This is a genomic window from Pseudomonas sp. LBUM1661 (genome assembly GCF_059695925.1).
Window position 1 is genome coordinate 5,012,826 of record NZ_CP166794.1, and the last position, 17,388, is coordinate 5,030,213.

At 59.0% G+C, this 17,388-nt stretch carries 13 protein-coding genes; 7 read left to right on the forward strand and 6 right to left on the reverse strand.

Annotated features, from left to right (window positions below; translation table 11 throughout):
- Nucleotides 1-350 precede the first annotated feature (350 nt).
- The 3 genes from ACA057_RS22890 to ACA057_RS22900 are packed head-to-tail and all read left to right on the forward strand — an operon-like array spanning nucleotide 351 to nucleotide 7,624.
- Complete coding sequence (locus tag ACA057_RS22890; protein ID WP_497349996.1) at nucleotides 351-977, forward strand: response regulator; 627 nt, start codon at nucleotides 351-353, stop codon at nucleotides 975-977.
- An 8-nt stretch (nucleotides 978-985) separates the two neighbouring features.
- A complete protein-coding gene (locus ACA057_RS22895; RefSeq protein WP_497342580.1) occupies nucleotides 986-4,630 on the forward strand; it encodes a transporter substrate-binding domain-containing protein in 3,645 nt (1,214 codons plus the stop codon).
- Between the two features lie 48 nt (nucleotides 4,631-4,678).
- A complete protein-coding gene (locus ACA057_RS22900; RefSeq protein ID WP_497342582.1) occupies nucleotides 4,679-7,624 on the forward strand; it encodes an HD domain-containing phosphohydrolase in 2,946 nt (981 codons plus the stop codon).
- Here ACA057_RS22900 and ACA057_RS22905 read toward each other — a convergent pair whose 3' ends face one another.
- A complete protein-coding gene (locus tag ACA057_RS22905) occupies nucleotides 7,625-8,107 on the reverse strand; it encodes a GAF domain-containing protein (RefSeq protein WP_497342584.1) in 483 nt (160 codons plus the stop codon).
- A complete protein-coding gene (locus tag ACA057_RS22910) occupies nucleotides 8,104-8,994 on the reverse strand; it encodes an ATP-binding protein (protein WP_497342586.1) in 891 nt (296 codons plus the stop codon). The genes ACA057_RS22905 and ACA057_RS22910 overlap by 4 nt, the downstream gene beginning before the upstream one ends.
- A 165-nt stretch (nucleotides 8,995-9,159) precedes the next feature.
- On the opposite strand from ACA057_RS22910, the gene ACA057_RS22915 reads away from it, so the two are divergent.
- Nucleotides 9,160-11,481: a hybrid sensor histidine kinase/response regulator gene (locus ACA057_RS22915; RefSeq protein WP_497342588.1), complete on the forward strand. Its 2,322-nt coding sequence runs from the start codon at nucleotides 9,160-9,162 to the stop codon at nucleotides 11,479-11,481.
- On the opposite strand, the gene ACA057_RS22920 is transcribed toward ACA057_RS22915, so the two are convergent.
- The 3 genes from ACA057_RS22920 to msrB form a co-directional block, all read right to left on the reverse strand.
- Nucleotides 11,465-11,926 (reverse strand): MarR family winged helix-turn-helix transcriptional regulator, encoded by a 462-nt coding sequence (locus ACA057_RS22920; RefSeq protein ID WP_497342590.1) that lies wholly within the window; start codon nucleotides 11,924-11,926, stop codon nucleotides 11,465-11,467. The genes ACA057_RS22915 and ACA057_RS22920 overlap by 17 nt on opposite strands.
- The gene (locus ACA057_RS22925) at nucleotides 11,923-12,408 is read right to left on the reverse strand and encodes a glutathione peroxidase (RefSeq protein ID WP_497342592.1); all 486 of its coding nucleotides are present in this window, start codon (nucleotides 12,406-12,408) and stop codon (nucleotides 11,923-11,925) included. The genes ACA057_RS22920 and ACA057_RS22925 overlap by 4 nt, the downstream gene beginning before the upstream one ends.
- A gap of 186 nt (nucleotides 12,409-12,594) precedes the next feature.
- Nucleotides 12,595-12,990, reverse strand: coding sequence for a peptide-methionine (R)-S-oxide reductase MsrB (gene msrB / locus ACA057_RS22930; protein ID WP_497342594.1), 396 nt, complete (start codon nucleotides 12,988-12,990; stop codon nucleotides 12,595-12,597).
- Nucleotides 12,991-13,216: 226 nt separating this feature from the next.
- On the opposite strand from msrB, the gene ACA057_RS22935 reads away from it, so the two are divergent.
- Both ACA057_RS22935 and htpX read left to right on the forward strand, forming a co-directional pair.
- Nucleotides 13,217-14,428 carry a pyridoxal phosphate-dependent aminotransferase gene (locus ACA057_RS22935; protein ID WP_034151309.1) on the forward strand — a complete coding sequence of 404 codons (1,212 nt, stop codon included), beginning with the start codon at nucleotides 13,217-13,219 and terminating at the stop codon, nucleotides 14,426-14,428.
- A gap of 316 nt (nucleotides 14,429-14,744) precedes the next feature.
- Nucleotides 14,745-15,632, forward strand: coding sequence for a protease HtpX (htpX, locus tag ACA057_RS22940; protein WP_010461286.1), 888 nt, complete (start codon nucleotides 14,745-14,747; stop codon nucleotides 15,630-15,632).
- Nucleotides 15,633-15,807: 175 nt separating this feature from the next.
- Here the strand turns inward: htpX and ACA057_RS22945 are convergent, their stop codons facing one another.
- Nucleotides 15,808-16,464, reverse strand: coding sequence for a thiopurine S-methyltransferase (locus ACA057_RS22945; RefSeq protein ID WP_497342596.1), 657 nt, complete (start codon nucleotides 16,462-16,464; stop codon nucleotides 15,808-15,810).
- A 103-nt stretch (nucleotides 16,465-16,567) separates the two neighbouring features.
- On the opposite strand from ACA057_RS22945, the gene ACA057_RS22950 reads away from it, so the two are divergent.
- Nucleotides 16,568-17,335, forward strand: coding sequence for a DODA-type extradiol aromatic ring-opening family dioxygenase (locus ACA057_RS22950; RefSeq protein WP_497342598.1), 768 nt, complete (start codon nucleotides 16,568-16,570; stop codon nucleotides 17,333-17,335).
- Nucleotides 17,336-17,388 lie beyond the last annotated feature (53 nt).

A 17,388-nucleotide genomic window follows, 5' to 3' on the forward strand; every position in this document is an offset into this window, starting at 1 on the left:
ATCAAATTTAATTTAGAACAAATGTTGCCGCACCCTCAAAAATCTATATGAGTGAAAACTGCTGGCGACCTCACTGGTACAGATTCACACGAATTTCCCATTTATTATTGCCCATAGGTTCCAGGTTATCACCTTGGTCTAGGCATATAAGCGGGCTCACCCACCTCATGTTTGGGGAAAAGGTAACGAAGTAGCGATATAAAAAAAGCCGGCAGCCAAGCATCCTGAAAAATAGTTACTTTTTCATAAGCTATTAATTTCAATGACTTAGCTAGAGGTAACAGTTACTACGTGTACTAAGCGCAAGAGCTAAGGTGCGCGCTTTATTTGAGCTCGCATGGGATCTGATTATGAACTCCGTTTTTATTGTCGACGATCACCCCGTCATCCGCCTTGCCGTTCGAATGTTGCTTGAACACGAAGGTTACAAAGTTGTTGGTGAAACTGATAATGGGGTCGACGCCATGCAGATGGTTCGAGAATGCATGCCCGATCTGGTCATACTCGACATCAGCATTCCGAAACTCGATGGGCTGGAAGTTCTCTCTCGTTTCAACGCCATGAGTACCCCCATCAAAACATTGGTATTAACCGCGCAGTGCCCGACGATGTTTGGTATTCGCTGCATGCAGTCTGGCGCATCGGGGTATGTGTGCAAACAGGAAGACCTGAGTGAATTGGTCAGCGCCATAAAAGCGGTATTGTCAGGTTACAACTACTTCCCAAGTCAGGCCTTGAACCCTGTTCGTGGAGATGACGCACGCTACGCCGACCTGGAGTTATTCAAGTCAGTCAATGACCGGGAGTTGATGGTATTGCAACTTTTTGCTCAAGGCCGAACCAATAAGGAAATTGCCAAAGGCATGTTTCTGAGCAACAAAACGGTCAGCACCTATAAAAAACGACTCATGCAAAAGCTCAAGGCGCAATCGCTGGTTGAGCTCATTGAAATGGCAAAACGTAACGCATTAGTGTGAGGGACAGGATGCCCAGTCGTATAAAGGACTATTTGATACTGATGGCCGCCGGTGTATGCCTGAGCGCCTCGGTGGCCGCTGCGCAAACTACGAATGACTATTACACCCTGCTCAGTCGCTCAACGACCGGAAACCTGGAAGTCCAGCTGGATCAATCACAACGGCAATGGGTCAAGAACAAGCGTGAACTGATCCTCGGTACCTCAGCCCCGGATTATCCGCCCTTTGATCTGACCATCAGCGGCCACGACTATGAAGGTTTCACCGCCGATTACGCGGGCATCCTCAGCAAGACCACCGGTTTGCCCATCAAGGTTCAGCGCTTCGCCTCTCGCGGTGCAGCCATCGAGGCGCTTGAGAATGGCGAAGTCGACCTGCTCGGCACCGCCAATGGATTCGAGGCGCGCACCGCCGACATCGTGCTTTCCACGCCCTATGCCGTGGATCAACCGGTCCTGGTGACACGCGAAGGGGAAACCCGATCCCTGGCCGATGGCCTTGCCGATCTGCGGTTGAGCATGGTGTATCACTATTTGCCGCTGGAAGAGGTCAAGGCGATGTATCCGAAGGCGATCATCACCTCCTATCCGTCCTACCAGAATGCAATCAACGCGGTGGCCTTCGATCAGGCTGATGTGTTTCTCGGCGACACCATTTCCACCCATTACATGATCAACAAGGGCTACCTGAACAACATCCGCATGGCCAACTTCGGCAAGCACGAAGCCCACGGCTTCAGTTTTGCCGTGCACAAGAACAACCCGAAACTGCTCGGCATCATCAATGCGATGCTGCTGGTCATCCCCACCAGCGAGCGAGAAAACATCGCCAAGCGCTGGAGCGCCGGCAGTGACATTCTGCTCACCGATCAAAAACTGGACCTGAGCTACAGCGAAGAACGCTGGCTGGCGCAACATCCAGTGGTACGCGTGGTGGTCAATGAGGCCTTTGCGCCGCTGACGTTTTTCGACAGTAATGGCCATTTTCGTGGTGTCACGGCCGACCTGCTCGAACTGATCAGATTGCGCACGGGGTTGCGCTTCGACATCCGTCGCAGCCGAAGCAATGGCGAGATGATCGAGCAGATCAACAACAATCAAGCCGACCTGATCGCCGCCCTGCTGCCCAGTACGCCACGCGAAACAACGTTGAACTTCACCCGTCCCTACCTGCAAAACTCGTTCGTCCTGCTGACGCGCAAAGCCGCCGACAGCCCGGCAAACCTTGCACAACTCCAGGACAAGCGCCTGGCCATTACCCAGGGCAATCCGTTGCTCGATTACCTGCGCAGCGAGTACCCGCGAATCAAACTGATCGAAACGGCAGACACCTTCAGCGCCGTCGAATTGCTCGCCGAGGGCAAGGCGGAAGGTGCGGTGAACTCGCTGGTGATTGCCAACTACTTCATCTCATCGCGACTGTTCGAGCACACACTTCAAATCAGCACCACCATCGGCACCCGACAAGCCGCGTTCGCGCTCGCCACCAGCCGCGACGCCAAAGAACTGAACTCGATTCTGAACAAGGCGCTGTTGAGCATCGCGCCAGAAGAACTGGGCATTATCAACAGCCGCTGGCGTGGCTATTCGGCGTCTTCGCAAAGCACCTGGCGCAACTATCACCGAGTGTTCTTTCAGGTCGTTATCGGTGCCGGTGTCCTGCTGCTGATTTCCGTTGCCTGGAACGCCTACATGCGTCGTCAGATCAACCAGCGCAAGGCGGCCGAGCGTGCGTTGAACGATCAATTCGAATTCATGCGATCACTGGTCAATGGCACGCCCCATCCGATTTACGTGCGTGATCGTCAGGGCCTGCTGCAAAGCTGCAACGACAGTTACCTGGAAGCCTTCTGCGCAAAACGTGAGGACGTGATCGGCAAAAGCGTCATGCAGGGCAACATGAGCAACGCGTTCGAAGCCTGGGAATATCAGGCCGACTATCAGCGCGTCGTGGCCGAGGGCATCCCGTTGATTCTTGACCGGGCGCTGCACATCGGTGGTCGCCGGCTGACGATTTACCACTGGATTCTTCCCTACCGCGATTCGAGCGGTGAAGTGCAAGGCATCATCGGCGGCTGGATCGACATCAGCGAACGGCGGCAATTGTTCGATGACCTGCGCTGCGCCAAAGAGCGCGCCGACGAAGCCAACCGAGCGAAAAGCACGTTTCTGGCTACCATGAGTCATGAGATCCGCACCCCGATGAATGCGGTCATCGGCATGCTTGAGCTGACGCTGAAGCGTATCGAACTCGACCATCCGGATCGCCCGGCCATCGATGTGGCGTACAACTCGGCCAGGGACCTGCTGGAACTGATCGGCGACATTCTCGACATTGCACGGATCGAATCCGGGCACCTGAGCCTGAGCCCGGAGCGGGTCAATCCGGGCGAGATCATCGCCTCGGTGGTGCGGATTTTCGATGGCCTGGCTCGTCAGAAGAATCTCGACTTGCGGGTGGAGTTCCACCCTGCCAACCCGGCAATCGACGTTCTGCTGGACCCGATGCGTTTCAAGCAGGTGCTGTCCAACCTGATCAGCAACGCCATCAAGTTTACGGAACAGGGCCAGGTCAGGATTACCGTCGACCTGCACCCGACCGCTGACCCCGAACAGGTGCAAATGCTGTTGCAGGTTCAGGACAGCGGGATCGGGATCAGCCAGGAAGATCAGCTACGCTTGTTCGAACCCTTCGCCCAGGCCAGTGACACGGGCCAGTCAAGCCGAGGGGGCGCAGGGCTTGGATTGGTGATCAGCCGCAGCCTTTGCGAGATGATGGGCGGCAGCCTGCATTTAAGCAGCCAACCGGGTTTCGGCACGCGTGTCCAGGTGTCGTTGCACCTGGCAGCCCTGCCATTCGTACCGGTGTCGGCGATTGCGCCAACGCCGATTCACGTGACCACGGCCCCGTTGAATGTTCTGGTGGTCGACGATCACCCGGCCAATCGCTTGCTCATGTGCCAGCAACTGGAGTTTCTGGGGCATCGATTCAGTGTCGCGCAGGATGGCCAGGCGGGATTCGAGGCGTGGAAGGTCGAGCCGTTCGATCTGGTGATTGCCGATTGCAACATGCCGATCCTGAATGGTTACGAACTGGCCCGCGCCATTCGCCACCATGAACGACAAACCCAACGCCTGCCCTGCACCCTCCTGGGATTCACCGCCAACGCCCAACCGGAAGAAGTGCAACGCTGCAAACAAGCCGGGATGGACGACTGCCTGTTCAAACCCCTCACCCTGACCGCCTTGAGTCAATGGGTTGAAGGGCTCGAGCCAACCGACCGCGCGCCGGCGTTCAGTCTGCAAGGGCTGCGCCTGTTGACGGGTGGCAACCCGGCATTGGACCTGCGTTTATTGACCGAACTGCTGAACAGCAACCGCCTGGACCGAGAGGCGTTGTTGGCGTTGTCCCACGCCGAGGGCCCGCAGTCGTTTATCGACATCGCCCACAAAATCAAGGGCGCCGCGCGAATCGTCCAGGCCTCCCGGTTGATCGACAGCTGCGAGGCACTGGAGAAGGCCTGCCAGCAAGTCTTTGATCATCAACAAGTGGCCAATTGCACGAGGGCCATGGAGCGCTCCATGTTCGAACTGGAACACGCGTTGCAGCAACAGATCGCAATCAACGACAAAGGCAGAATGACAGAGCCTTAACTATGCTTGGTCGCTAGCAGTGTGTTTACCATCATGGAGAGACCTGCAATGCCCAGCCCACTGCGCCCGGATCAACGGCGGCTGCCGTTGCACGTCCACATCAGCGTGATGTTCACCTTCCTGCTGTTGCTGACCGGGGTGGTGCTGGGGATTTTCAACTACGGACAAACCACGCAGATCATTCTTTCCAGCAGTGAGAAGCTCTTCAACCGCATCGAGCAGGATGTGCGGCTGGACCTGCGCAACACCTATGAACCGATTCGTCACCTGCTAAGCCTGCTGGCGGATCACCCGGCGGCCCAGGCACCCGACCTGGAACAACGCCTGGCCCTGCTCAAACCCTTCACTCAGTCACTCAAGGACAACCCCGATCTGGCCTCGCTGTACCTGGGCTACGGCAACGGCGATTTCTTCATGGTTCGCCCGCTGCGCACCGCCGAACTGAAAACCCTGCTCAAGGCCCCGGAGACGGCGGCCTATCAAGTGTGGAGCATTGAGCGAAACAGCAGCGGCCAGGTCCAATCCCAGGGATTGTTTTTCGATCAGGACCTGGCCCTCATCAGCCGCCAGGACAACCCCGACGAAACCTTCGATCCACGGACCCGCGCCTGGTTCTCCAGTGCCAGCCGCGACCGCGATCAGATCACCACCGAACCCTACCTCTTCTTCTCCACTCACAACATCGGCACCACCCTGGCCCGGCGCAGTGGCGAAAACGCGGTGATGGGCGCTGACCTGACCCTGGCCGAACTGTCCGCGACCCTGGCCAATCATGTCGTCACCCCCAGTACCGAAATCGTGCTGTTCGATGCGCAAGGCAATGCCATCGCTTACCCCGACAGCCGCAAACTGATCATCGACGATCAAAAAGCGCACCTGGCCAAGGCGGCTGACCTCAGCCCCAGCCTCGGCGCGCTGCTCAACCATCCCCCCGCAGGCAATCGCCTGGACGCGGCCGGTCGGCAATGGATCGTCGCCCGCAGCCACATGCAGGAGGGTGGCCCTCAAGGACTGGAACTGGCGCTGTTGGTGCCGGAAGATGAATTGCTCGTCGATGCCTATCGCATGCGTTGGCAAGGTGCACTGATCACCTTGGCCACGCTGCTGCTGTGCCTGCCGTTGGGCTGGCTGACTTCCAGAATCCTGGTCAAGCCCTTGCGCGCGCTGGTGCAGGAAGCCGATGCGATTCGCAGCTTCAATTTCAACTTCCCGGCATCCCGTCGCTCTCCAGTGCTCGAAGTCGACCAATTGAGCGTCTCGATGCTGCGCATGAAGGACACCCTGGCGAGTTTTTTCCAGATCACTGACAGCCTCAGCGCCGAAACCCGCTTCGCGCCGTTGCTGGAACGGGTGCTGTTTGAAACCGTGAACATCGGCCAGGCGCAGGCGGGTCTGCTCTACCTGCGCGAAAGCGATGGCGATCTCATGGAGCCGCAGGGTCTGGTGATCAACGGCACGTCACAGGCATTGTCTTCGTTCGACGTTCGAGCACACGAACTCCAAAGCCCACGCAGCCCCGCATGGCTGCAGCAGCTGGCGAATGCGGACAATGTGGTGACCAATCTCGGTTTCGAACAGGCCGGGGATTTGCAGAAGGTGTTGCTTGCGCTGGAATCCCCCCGGGTTCATCTGATCGGCCTTCGCCTGCACAACCGCCATAGCGAAACCGTGGGCCTGCTGATCCTGCTGTTGGCCGACAGCGGCCATGAAAGCGACCTGGAAAAACTACGACCGGACCGCATCGCATTTCTCCAGGCCGTCTCCGGCGCGGCGGCGGTGACCATCGAAAGCCAGCGTCTGCAGGCCAAACAAAAACAGTTGTTGGACGCCTTCATTCAATTGCTCGCCGGTGCAATTGACGCCAAAAGCCCCTACACCGGCGGTCACTGCCAGCGAATACCGGCATTGACGCTGATGCTCGCCCAGGCTGCCGCCGCCAGCCAGGACCCGGCTTTCAGCGGTTATCAACCCACCGAAGACGAGTGGGAGGCGTTGCACATCGCCGCCTGGCTGCACGACTGCGGCAAGGTCACCACCCCGGAATACGTCGTCGACAAAGCAACGAAACTGGAAACCCTGAACGACCGCATCCACGAAATCCGCACCCGTTTCGAAGTGCTCAAGCGCGATGCCTGGATCAACTACTGGCAAGCCATTGCCCTGGGCGGTGACGAGCAGCACCTGGCTGAACAGCGCAATGCCACGTTGGCGGGGCTGGACGATGATTTTGCCTTCGTTGCCCGCTGCAACCTGGGCGGCGAGGCGATGGCCGAGTCCGACTTGCAGCGCCTGCGCAGCCTGGCCCAACGCACCTGGACCCGGACGCTGGATGACCGGCTGGGCGTTTCCTGGGAAGAGAATCGGCGCCAGGCCCGCACCCCGGCGCCGACCCTGCCCGTCAGCGAGCCGCTGCTGGCGGACAAACCCGAGCACCTGTTCGAACGGGCGGAAGCCGAACGAATTCCCGACGACAATCCCTGGGGGTTCAAGCTCGATGTGCCGCGCTACAAGTACAACCGGGGCGAGCTGTACAACCTGAGCATTGCCCGAGGCACCCTGACGCGCGAGGAGCGCTACATCATCAATCACCACATGGTGCAGACGATCCTGATGCTCAGCCACCTGCCCTTCCCCGGCCACCTCAACAACGTCGCGGAAATCGCCGGCGGTCACCACGAGAAAATGGACGGCACCGGTTATCCCAAACGGTTGAAGCGCGAAGAAATGAGCCTGCCGGCGCGGATGATGGCGATTGCCGATATTTTCGAAGCGCTGACCGCTGCCGATCGCCCCTACAAGAAAGCCAAGTCGTTGAGCGAAGCGTTGGGGATCATGGCGACGATGTGCCGTGACGCCCACATCGATCCGCAATTGTTCGAGCTGTTCATCAATGCACGCATCTATCTGCAATACGCCGAGCGATTCCTCGATCCGCAACAGATTGATGCGGTGGACCCGGCAAGCCTGCTGGTCAAGGCAGGCTTGCGGGCATGATCAGCAGTCGGTCAGGCGCAGGAATATCGCGGCCAGCTGTTCGATGCCGGCCTTATCTTCAGCGGTAAAACGCGCCAGGCTCGGGCTGTCGAGGTCCAGTACGCCGATCAATCGACCGTCCTTGACCAGTGGCACCACCAGTTCGCTGTTCGACGCGCTGTCGCAAGCGATATGCCCGGGGAACGCGTGCACGTCTTCGACGAGCTGGGTCTGCAAGCTCGCCGCCGCCGCCCCGCAGACACCGCGACCGAAGGGAATCCGTACGCAGGCGATCTGCCCCTGAAACGGGCCGAGCACCAGTTCTTCGTTGCGATTGAGGTAGAAACCGGCCCAGTTCAGGTCATCGAGCTGGTTGTACAGAAACGCCGAAAACTGTGCGGCGTTGGCGATGAAATCCCGCTCGTCCGCCAGCAATGATTCCAACTGTGCCGACAGCATGCCGTAGCCTTCGAGGCCTTTACCGCTCTGTTGTAAATCGATCATGCCTTGTGCTCCAACAGCTTGAGCCCGACCCAATAGCGAGCAAATTGATACGCGCAACGTCCGTTGCGATTGCCCCGTCCCGTTGCCCAGCGCACGGCGAGGATGTCCAGTTCTTCGTTACGCTGCCACTCAAGGCCCGCCTTGTCGGCCAGTTGACCGATCCAGTGTTCGACGACGTTGAGGAAGTGCTCCTGGGTAAACGGGTAGAACGACAGCCACAGGCCAAATCGATCCGACAGCGCGATCTTGTCTTCCACCGCCTCGCTGGGATGCAGTTCGCCGTCGACCCGTTTCCAGTTTTCGTTATCGCTTTCCTTTTCCGGCACCAGGTGGCGACGGTTGGACGTGGCGTAGAGCAACACGTTATCCGGGGCCTGTTCGAGAGAACCATCCAGCACGCTCTTGAGCACGCGATAGTCGCCTTCGCCCGATTCGAATGACAGGTCATCGCAGAACAGCACAAAACGCTGGGGCAATCTGGCAATCTGTTCGACCACCCGCGGCAAGTCTGCCAGGTGATCGCGTTCGATCTCGATCAGCCGCAGGCCGGACTCGGCGTGTTCGGACAGTAATGCGCGAACCAGCGACGATTTACCGGTGCCACGCGAGCCCCAGAGCAGTGCATGGTTGGCCGGCATGCCGTCGAGGAACTGCTGGGTATTGCGCCCCAGTTGCTCCACTTGTCGGTCGACACCGATCAGGTCGGACAACCGCGTGTCGAGGCTGACGTGCAGCGGCAGCAGAAAACCGCTGCGCCCTTCGCGTTGCCAGCGTGCGGCCAGGCAATCAGTCCAGTCGATGGCTTGCCGAGGTGCGGGCAACAGCGGTTCGATACGGGCCAGGACGGCATCGGCGCGTTCAAGAAAAGCATTTAATCGGGAATCCACGTCTTCTCCTCGGGCACGTTCACAGTGATGATGGCGCTTCAGCGCCGAAAAAGCGTTCTAATGCCCTGTTCATCCCTCGATACAAGGGCTCGCGAGAACATCGGTATCCATGCATGATCGGCTATGCTTGAGCAGCGAAGGGAAACGGAAGTGGTTCAACACCCCATGGATATCAAGTTCACCAACCGGCTGTCCTACAAACAAGCCCGGCTGACCGTGCTGGTCGGTTTCATTCTGGGCACGCTGCTCAGCCTGCTGCAAATAGGCATCGATTATGCCAGTGAAGACGCCTCCATCAACCGTGAAATACGGTCTTTGCTGGAAATCAGCCATAACCCCGCCTCACGCATCGCCTACAACATCGACGCCGAACTCTCCCAGGAACTGACCCTGGGCCTGCTGCGCTCGCCCGCCATCGTCGGCGCGCAGTTGACCGACAACAACGGGACCGTGCTGGCGAGCGTCAAGCGACCGGGGCTGCAAAGCGATTATCGACTGCTCAGCGACTTCCTGTTCGGCGCCAACCGGCAATTCGAAGACCGCCTCTATCTGGATCACCTGCCGAGCGAATCCCTCGGTACCCTGCGACTGGACGTCGACACCTTTTCATTCGGCAGCCGCTTCCTGCGTCGAGCCGAAGTGACCCTGCTCAATGGCTTCGCGCGCAGCCTGCTGCTGACCGGGATCCTGCTGGCGCTGTTCTACGTGATGCTGACCAAGCCGTTGGTGCGGGTCATCCGCGAACTCAGCGGCCGCGATCCGCGCAGCACGGAGCCGACGTCGCTGGAGTGCCCGACGGGCCATGAAAACGATGAGATCGGCGTGTTGGTCGAGGCCGCCAACCAGCAATTCGAAAACATTGCCACCGAGATCCAGCAGCGGCGCAACGCTGAAAACCGCCTGACCGACTACCTCAGTCAACTGGAAAACATCGTCTCGGCCCGCACGGCAGAACTCAAGGCCATCAACGCCAGGCTCAGCCAATCCAATCAGGAGCTGGAAGTCGCCCGCAGCACGGCGCTGGACATGGCCGAAGCGCGCTCGGTGTTCCTGGCCAACATGAGCCACGAAATCCGCACGCCCCTCAACGGCCTGTTGGGGATGATCGCGCTGTCCCTGGACGGCCCGCTCAATGGCGAGCAACTGCAGCAGCTGTCCATCGCCCATGACTCGGGCAAAGTCCTGGTGGAACTGCTCAACGATATCCTCGATCTGTCGAAGTTCGACGCCGGCCAACTTGAGCTTGAACATATCCCGTTCGACCTCGGCTCGCTGATCGAGGACACCGCCAATCTGCTGTCGCAAAATGCCGCGCCGAACGTTGAGCTGAGCTGCCTGATCGATCCGCAATTTCCGGCGCTGGTGCTCGGTGATCCGACCCGGGTCCGACAGATCGTCAGCAACCTGCTGTCCAACGCCCTCAAGTTCACCCGTTTCGGTCGGGTCGACGTGCGCCTGTCGACGTTCGAAGACGGTGTCAGAATCGAAGTCTGCGACACCGGCATCGGTATCGCGCAGGACGCGCAGGTCAAGATCTTCCAACCCTTCACCCAGGCCGGTGCCGGCATTACCCGGCAATTTGGCGGGACCGGGCTGGGGCTGGCGCTGACTTACAACCTCTGCGAAGCCATGCAAGGGCGCCTCACCATCAGCTCGGAAGCGGGCTTTGGCAGCCAGTTTTGCGCCGACCTGCCGCTGCCCAGTCACACTCGGGCCCTTGCGCCGGCAACGTTGCAGGGCAAGGTCATCGCGATTACCAGTGCCAGCAGCGGTCTGGCGGAACTGTTGAAAACCTTGTTGCCCGGTTGGGGACTCGACTTTGAACAGCGGTCCATCGATGAGCCGATGATCGGCCTGAACCCCGATGTATTGATCACCGATTGCCCCGAATGCCTGTTTGGCCTGCGCACCACCTGTGCTGCGCCCATTCTGCTGGTCACCGCCTACGGCAACTTCATGCCCAGCGAAGAAGCCAGCGCCCTCGCGCCTTTGCAGCAACAGGCGCGGCCACTGGCGCGCAACGCGTTGTACCAGACCTTGCGGCGCGTGCTGCAACCGGAACTGCACACGATCAACGGCGCCCGGCTCGACACCCTTTCACCGCTGCGACGCGGGCGGGTGCTGCTGGTGGAGGACAACCCGGTCAACCAATTGGTGGCCAAGGGCATGCTCGGCAAACTCGGTTGCGAGGTGATTGTCGCCGCGCACGGTGGCGAAGCCCTGGATCAGCTTGAGCACAAGGAATTCGATCTGGTGCTGATGGACTGCAACATGCCGGTGATGGACGGCTACGAAGCCAGCCGGCAAATCCGCCGCAGCGGTCGCTGGCCACAACTGCCTATCGTCGCCCTGACCGCCAACGCCATGTCCGAAGAGCGCGAACGCTGCCGAGCGGCGGGCATGAGCGATTACCTGGCCAAACCCTTCCGCCGGGAAGAACTCGCCGCCCTGCTGGACTTATGGATACCGGCTACGACAGTGCTTTGATTTGCCCCAACAGGTGATCAAGACCGTCGCGCAGTTCATTCAGGCGATCCAGATCAACCCCGCTGTCGCACATCAGGCGAGCCTTGAGCGGCCCGACCTGGTCGCGTAATGCCTGGCCGGCGGGCGACAAACTCAAATGCACTTCACGCTCATCCCGCGCCGAACGCTGACGCTGGACCAGGTGCAGTTGCTCAAGACGCTTGAGCAGCGGCGTCAGCGTGCCGGAATCCAGCGCCAGGCGTTCGCCCAACGCCTTGACCGTCGGCTGCTCCGGGGCGGCGTCCTGCCATTCCCACAACACCAGCATCGCCAGGTATTGCGGGTACGTCAGGCCGAGCTGATCGAGCATCGGCTTGTAGGCGCGGATCACCGCCCGGGAAGCGGCGTACAGCTTGAAGCAGAGTTGGCTGTCGAGCTTCAGGGAATCGACTGACAACGTGTTCATTTGAGCAGGGCTTCGATCTCGCTGCTCAGGTCCTGCGGCTTGGTCGCCGGCGCAAAGCGTTTGACCAATTGGCCGTCTTTGCCAATCAGGAACTTGGTGAAGTTCCACTTGATGCCCTGGGAACCGAGTAAACCCGGTGCGCGTTTCTTCAACTGAACGAACAGCGGATGAGCGTCGGCACCATTGACTTCGATCTTTTTGAACAGTGGGAAGCTGACGCCGAAGTTCAGCTCGCAGAACTCGGAAATCGCCCCTTCGTTGCCCGGCTCTTGCTTGCCGAACTGATTGCATGGGAAGCCGAGCACCACCAGACCTTGATCCTTGTAGGTCTGCCACAGCGCTTCAAGGCCTTTGTATTGCGGGGTGAAACCGCATTTGCTCGCGGTATTGACCACCAACACGGCTTTGCCGGCGAAATCCGCCAGGGTCTTTTGTTCACCTTTGATGGTGGTCACCGGGATGGTCAGCAGGTTGTCGCTCATGATCCGGACTCTGAATGAAGGAAGATGAGGTAAACATAGCGAGCAATTGAATTGTGTGCAATTTAATAAATCGATGGCGTGCACCTGTAGGAGCGAAGCTTGCTCGCGAAGAGGGACTGACATTCAACATTGATGTTGACTGAAAATCCGCCTTCGCGAGCAAGCTTCGCTCCTACAGGGCTCGCTTTACGTGCGCGGGACCAGGTCCAGGCACACCGAATTGATGCAATAACGCAGGCCGGTCGGCGGCGGGCCGTCCGGGAACACGTGCCCCAGGTGCGCGTCGCATTTGGCGCAGACCACTTCGGTACGGATCATGCCGTGGCTGACGTCACGGATCTCGACCATCGCGCTGTCGCCGATCGGTGCGTAGAAGCTCGGCCAGCCGCAGCCGGAATCGAACTTGGTCCTGGAATCGAACAGTGGCTCGTTGCAGCAGATGCAGTGGTAAACACCGTCGACCTTGCTGTCGTTGTATTTACCGGAGAACGGCCGTTCGGTGCCCTTGAGGCGGCACACGTTGTACTGCTCCGGATCGAGCATTGCCTTCCATTCTTCCAGGGTTTTTTCCAACTTTTCCATTGTCACACCTCAGCGGCTGAAAAAGCCCGATCTGTACCTTTTCCACGGATCGGGCGGCACGTATGATTGCGCCTCGTCAAACGCCAGTCTGGCAGCCAGACCACGCGCATTCAAACGGATTTATGGGTGCTGCATTTCAAGGCGTCAGGCCTGTGTGAATACGCAGGATTCCCAGCACGGTCGTTCATACGCCGCCTGGATCGTTCATTTTCGGGAACACATCGCCATGCAGGTCAGCAAATCGAACAAGCTCGCCAACGTCTGCTACGACATTCGCGGCCCAGTGCTCAAGCACGCCAAACGCCTGGAAGAGGAAGGCCATCGCATCCTCAAGCTGAACATCGGCAACCCGGCGCCCTTTGGTTTCGAAGCGCCGGATGAAATCCTCCAGGACGTGATCCGCAACCTGCCGACCGCCCAGGGTTACAGCGACTCCAAGGGCCTGTTCAGCGCGCGCAAGGCCGTCATGCAGTACTACCAGCAAAAGCAGGTAGAAGGTGTCGGCATTGAAGACATCTACCTGGGCAACGGCGTTTCCGAACTGATCGTGATGTCGATGCAGGCCTTGCTCAACAACGGCGACGAAGTGCTGGTGCCGGCGCCTGACTATCCACTCTGGACCGCCGCCGTGAGCCTGTCGGGCGGCAACCCGGTGCATTACCTGTGCGACGAGCAGGCCAACTGGTGGCCGGACCTGGCCGACATCAAGGCCAAGATCACGCCGAACACCAAGGCGCTGGTAATCATCAACCCGAACAACCCGACGGGTGCGGTGTATTCGAAAGAAGTCCTGCTGGGTATGCTGGAATTGGCCCGCCAGCACAACCTGGTGGTTTTTTCCGACGAGATCTACGACAAGATTCTGTACGACGATGCCGTGCACATCTGCACCGCTTCGCTGGCGCCAGACCTGCTGTGCCTGACCTTCAACGGCCTGTCCAAGTCGTATCGCGTGGCCGGCTTCCGTTCCGGCTGGATCGCCATTTCCGGCCCGAAACAGCACGCCCAGAGCTACATCGAAGGCATCGACATGCTGGCCAACATGCGCCTGTGCGCCAACGTGCCGAGCCAGCACGCGATCCAGACCGCCCTCGGCGGCTATCAGAGCATCAATGACCTGGTGCTGCCGCAAGGCCGTTTGCTGGAACAGCGCAACCGTACCTGGGAATTGCTCAACGACATTCCGGGCGTGAGCTGCGTCAAGCCGATGGGCGCGCTGTATGCGTTCCCGCGCATCGATCCGAAGGTCTGCCCGATCCACAACGACGAGAAGTTCGTGCTCGACCTGCTGCTCTCCGAGAAGCTGCTGGTGGTTCAAGGCACCGCCTTCAACTGGCCATGGCCGGACCACTTCCGGGTTGTGACCCTGCCGCGCGTGGATGACCTGGACATGGCCATCGGACGCATCGGCAATTTCCTCAAGTCCTATCGCCAATAATGGCCTGTCACCGTGCGATGCGTGCCCCGGGTCGCACGGTGATTGATTCTGCAACATATCTTTGCGCACTGCCGAACGTCGCCGCGTCGATCGCGCACCGATGACCCGTTGCGTGCTCGCGTCCAACAACGACGGGGGTCGCGACGTGAATCGGCTGACAACCACTTCCCGCAACGACGTCGGAAATGCCCTTCAACCAGCTAGACTATTGCCGTAGGACACAGTTTGAAATAGTCACTCGGTTGAATAGCCCGGTGCAGCACCTTATATACCCCGCAGTACGCTACATCTTTAGCATGAGGAGATTTCTACAACCATGATGCGCATCCTGCTGTTTTTGGCCACTAACCTGGCGGTCGTGCTGATTGCCAGCATCACCCTGAGCCTTTTCGGCTTCAACGGGTTCATGGCGGCCAACGGGGTTGATCTCAACCTCAATCAGCTGCTGATTTTCTGTGCGGTCTTTGGTTTCGCCGGTTCCCTGTTCTCGCTGTTCATCTCCAAGTGGATGGCGAAGATGAGCACCAGCACCCAAATCATCAGCCAGCCGCGCACTCGCCATGAACAATGGCTGCTGCAAACCGTTGAGCAACTGTCCCGCGAAGCCGGGATCAAGATGCCCGAAGTCGGGATTTTCCCGGCCTACGAGGCGAATGCGTTCGCCACTGGCTGGAACAAGAACGACGCACTGGTTGCGGTCAGCCAGGGCTTGCTCGAGCGGTTCTCGCCAGATGAAGTGAAAGCCGTTCTGGCCCACGAAATCGGCCACGTGGCCAATGGCGACATGGTGACGCTGGCGCTGATCCAGGGCGTGGTGAACACCTTCGTGATGTTCTTCGCACGGATCATCGGCAACTTTGTCGACAAGGTGATTTTCAAGAACGAAGAAGGCCAGGGCATTGCCTACTACATTGCGACCATCTTCGCCGAACTGGTCCTGGGTATCCTGGCCAGCTCCATCGTCATGTGGTTCTCGCGCAAACGCGAATTCCGTGCCGACGAAGCCGGTGCACGCCTGGCCGGTACCAGCGCGATGATTGGTGCCCTGCAACGCTTGCGGGCCGAACAAGGGCTGCCGGTGCACATGCCGGACACCTTGAACGCCTTTGGCATCAACGGTGGTATCAAACAAGGGTTCGCCCGCATGTTCATGAGCCACCCGCCGCTGGAAGAGCGTATTGACGCACTGCGTCGTCGGGGCTAATAAACTCCGCACAACGCACTAAAAGAAAAGGCCCGCAGCGATGCGGGCCTTTTTTTTGTCTGATGGGTGTGGTGTTCATACTGGCCCCTTCGCGAGCAAGCCCGCTCCCACATTAGATCGCGGTCAAAGGTGGGAGCGGGCTTGCTCGCGAAGGGGCCAGTGAACTCAATACACCTTAACGGCTGGAAATCCGATACACCCGCTCTTCAAGCCGAGTGACACCGCTCTCGATAAACTTCCAGCTCTCGCCCAGAACGTCCTGGTCCTCCAGAATCTTCAAATCCCACGACGCGCCGAACAACCGCTGCACTTCGTCGTCCAGCACTGCAAAGGGAGGACCTTCCTTTTGCGCCTGGTCGTAATCCAGGGAGATCAACAGCCCCAGAGAATCCTTCGGCACAATCCGCTTCAGGTGCTCGGCGTATTGCTCGCGCATCTTCGGTGGCAAGGCGATCAACGCAGCGCGGTCGTACAGCGCGCTGCAATCGGCGACATCACCGGCCGTCAACGCGAAGAAATCACCGCACCAGATCTCGATAGAACCCGCACGATAAACGGTGAAGGGGCCTTGGTCGCTGACGTCCGGGTCAAACTGATGCTCGTGGAAAAAGTCTTCCACGGCTTTTTCCGACAACTCGACACCCAACACCTCGTGACCGCATTTCCCCAGCCACAGCAGATCCAGGCTTTTCCCACATAACGGCACCAGTACGCGCGAGCCCTCCTCCAGGCCTAGCTGCGGCCAGTACCGTTGCAGGTATGGATTCACTTCCGGCAGGTGGAAGCCGATCTGATTCGACGTCCACCGCTTGTGCCAAAACTCCGGCTGCATAATTAATCCCGAAAATTCGATCAAAAGACCCTAAAACTTATATTAGATTTAGATCAATGATCTGACTGAAGATGGTGCCATCTTACCCCTCAGGAGCTCGTTCATGTTCCCCAGCCTGTATATATCCCATGGTTCGCCCATGTTGGCACTGGAACCGGGCGCCAGTGGCCCGGCCCTCGCGCGACTGGCCGCCGAATTACCGAAACCCAAGGCCATCGTAATCGTCTCCGCGCACTGGGAAAGCAACGAACTGTTGGTCAGTGGTAATCCACAACCTGAAACCTGGCATGACTTCGGCGGTTTTCCAAAGGCCTTGTTCGAGGTGCAATACCCGGCGCCCGGCGATCCACAATTGGCGGCCGAGGTGGTCGAACTGCTGAAGTCCGATGACCTGCCCGCACGCATCGACGCCAAACGGCCTTTCGACCATGGCGTCTGGGTGCCGTTGTCGTTGATGTATCCGCAGGCCGACATTCCGGTGGTGCAAGTCTCCCTGCCGACCCGTGGTGGCCCTGCCCTGCAAACCCGCGTCGGCCATGCCTTGCGTAGCTTGCGCGAACAGGGCGTGCTGTTGATCGGCTCTGGCAGCATCACCCACAACCTGCGCGAACTGGACTGGCACGCCGGCCCGGAGAGTGTTGAGCCGTGGGCGAAGGTGTTTCGCGACTGGATGATTGAGAAGCTGGCCGCCAACGACGAAGTCGCGCTGCACGATTATCGCCAGCAGGCACCGAATGCGGTGCGCAATCATCCGAGTGATGAGCATTTGCTGCCGTTGTACTTTGCTCGCGGCGCCGGGGGTGAATTCAGCGTTGCCCATCAAGGGTTCACCATGGGCGCCTTGGGCATGGACATTTATCGCTTCGGCTGACCGGTAGACCGCGCCGCGCCCTTCGCGAGCAGGCTCGCTCCCACAGTGGAATG

What these genes read in the sequence shown, in the direction of transcription:
- ACA057_RS22900 (WP_497342582.1), top strand. Translation starts at nt 4,679, where the DNA reads ATGCCCAGCCCACTGCGCCCGGATCAACGGCGGCTGCCGTTGCACGTC.
- htpX (WP_010461286.1), top strand. Translation starts at nt 14,745, where the DNA reads ATGATGCGCATCCTGCTGTTTTTGGCCACTAACCTGGCGGTCGTGCTG.
- ACA057_RS22895 (WP_497342580.1), top strand. Translation starts at nt 986, where the DNA reads ATGCCCAGTCGTATAAAGGACTATTTGATACTGATGGCCGCCGGTGTA.
- ACA057_RS22935 (WP_034151309.1), top strand. Translation starts at nt 13,217, where the DNA reads ATGCAGGTCAGCAAATCGAACAAGCTCGCCAACGTCTGCTACGACATT.
- ACA057_RS22915 (WP_497342588.1), top strand. Translation starts at nt 9,160, where the DNA reads ATGGATATCAAGTTCACCAACCGGCTGTCCTACAAACAAGCCCGGCTG.
- msrB (WP_497342594.1), bottom strand. Translation starts at nt 12,990, where the DNA reads ATGGAAAAGTTGGAAAAAACCCTGGAAGAATGGAAGGCAATGCTCGAT.
- ACA057_RS22945 (WP_497342596.1), bottom strand. Translation starts at nt 16,464, where the DNA reads ATGCAGCCGGAGTTTTGGCACAAGCGGTGGACGTCGAATCAGATCGGC.
- ACA057_RS22890 (WP_497349996.1), top strand. Translation starts at nt 351, where the DNA reads ATGAACTCCGTTTTTATTGTCGACGATCACCCCGTCATCCGCCTTGCC.
- ACA057_RS22950 (WP_497342598.1), top strand. Translation starts at nt 16,568, where the DNA reads ATGTTCCCCAGCCTGTATATATCCCATGGTTCGCCCATGTTGGCACTG.
- ACA057_RS22920 (WP_497342590.1), bottom strand. Translation starts at nt 11,926, where the DNA reads ATGAACACGTTGTCAGTCGATTCCCTGAAGCTCGACAGCCAACTCTGC.
- ACA057_RS22925 (WP_497342592.1), bottom strand. Translation starts at nt 12,408, where the DNA reads ATGAGCGACAACCTGCTGACCATCCCGGTGACCACCATCAAAGGTGAA.
- ACA057_RS22905 (WP_497342584.1), bottom strand. Translation starts at nt 8,107, where the DNA reads ATGATCGATTTACAACAGAGCGGTAAAGGCCTCGAAGGCTACGGCATG.